2 protein-coding genes and 1 pseudogene are annotated in these 1,249 nt (G+C 74.6%); all 3 read left to right on the forward strand.

Annotation, left to right across the window (positions count from 1 at the left end; translation table 11 throughout):
• Nucleotides 1-207, forward strand: a pseudogene (locus FOE67_RS26110) (gas vesicle protein); the annotation flags it as partial.
• Between the two features lie 3 nt (nucleotides 208-210).
• The gene (locus FOE67_RS26115; RefSeq protein ID WP_182667291.1) at nucleotides 211-987 is read left to right on the forward strand and encodes a GvpL/GvpF family gas vesicle protein; all 777 of its coding nucleotides are present in this window, start codon (nucleotides 211-213) and stop codon (nucleotides 985-987) included.
• Nucleotides 988-1,224 carry a gas vesicle protein GvpG gene (locus tag FOE67_RS26120; RefSeq protein WP_182667292.1) on the forward strand — a complete coding sequence of 79 codons (237 nt, stop codon included), beginning with the start codon at nucleotides 988-990 and terminating at the stop codon, nucleotides 1,222-1,224.
• Nucleotides 1,225-1,249: the final 25 nt, after the last annotated feature.

A 1,249-nucleotide genomic window follows, 5' to 3' on the forward strand; every position in this document is an offset into this window, starting at 1 on the left:
GGCGGGGGGATGGCGCGGGCGGCCGGGAAGAAGGGCGCGAAGAAGGCCGTGCGCTCCGCCGGTGAGAAGGTGCGGTCCGCTCTCACCGGGGACGAGGACGAGGACGAGCGGGAGGAGCCGAACGGGGAAAGCCGCGCGGGGTCCGGCGGTGGTGGCGGAACGCGGTCCCGACGGAGCTCCTCCCGCTCCCGTGAGCGGGAGCGCTGAGTCGTGCCCCCGTCCCCCGACGGTTGCGTGTTGCACGTCCACGGCATCCTGGGTGCCGGCCGTTCCCTTCCCCGCGGGGCGACCGGAATCGGCTCGTCCTCCGAGTCCCTCGCCATGGTGACGGAGGAGCCCCTGGCGGCGGTGGTCGGCCGGGTCCGCGGCGAGCCGCGGGCCAGGCGTCGTGATCTCACGGTTCACCGCGACCTCCTGCTCTCCCTCGGCGAGGGGGGGCCGGTGCTGCCGATGCGCTTCGGCACCGTGGCTCCGGACGAGGATGCGGTGCGGGCCCTGTTGGTCCGCGAACGCGACCGGTACGCCGCGGCTCTGGACCGGGTGGCCGACCGGGTGGAGATGAACCTGAAGGTGCTCCCCCGGGAGGAGGCCGTACCCGATCTCGTCCGCGCCGATCCCCGCTTGCGGCGACTGTACGAGGAAACCCGACGGCGCCCCGGCTACGAGGCCCGACTCCGACTGGGCGAACGGATCGCCACGGCCCTGGGCCGGCGGGCGTCGGAGGCGGGACGGGAGACCCTGCGCCGGTTGGAACGGCGGGCGGTGGCCGGCGTCCCGGGGCCGCCGGTCGCGGGTTGCGCGGTGAACTTCTCCTTCCTGGTGGAGCGAGCGGGCACCTCCCGCTTCCTGGAGGAGGTGGACCGCTGTGCCGCCGGGGCCGCCCCGTACGCGGAACTCCGGGTGACCGGGCCGCTGCCCTGCTTCAGCTTCGTTCCCGAGACCCCCGGGGCCACCGGCCACCGGGCCCCGACGGCGGGGGCGATGTGAGTGGGCCTGCTGCGCGAAATCCTCCTGCTGCCCCTGGCCCCGGTGCGGGGGCCGGCCTGGATCGCGGACCGCCTCATCGACACCGCGAACCGTGAACTCCACGACCCGACCCCCGTGCTCGCCCGGCTGACCGAACTGAACCGCGCCCTGGAGGAGGGCGAAATCGACCGGTCCTCCTTCGAGGAGCAGGAGGAACGCCTGCTGGACGAGTTGGAGCGTCGTCGGCGCGCCCGGTGACGTCCGTACCGCGCTCCCCCACCCC

This window comes from Streptomyces calidiresistens, assembly GCF_014141525.1.
Taxonomy (GTDB): Bacteria; Actinomycetota; Actinomycetes; order Streptomycetales; family Streptomycetaceae; genus Streptomyces; species Streptomyces calidiresistens.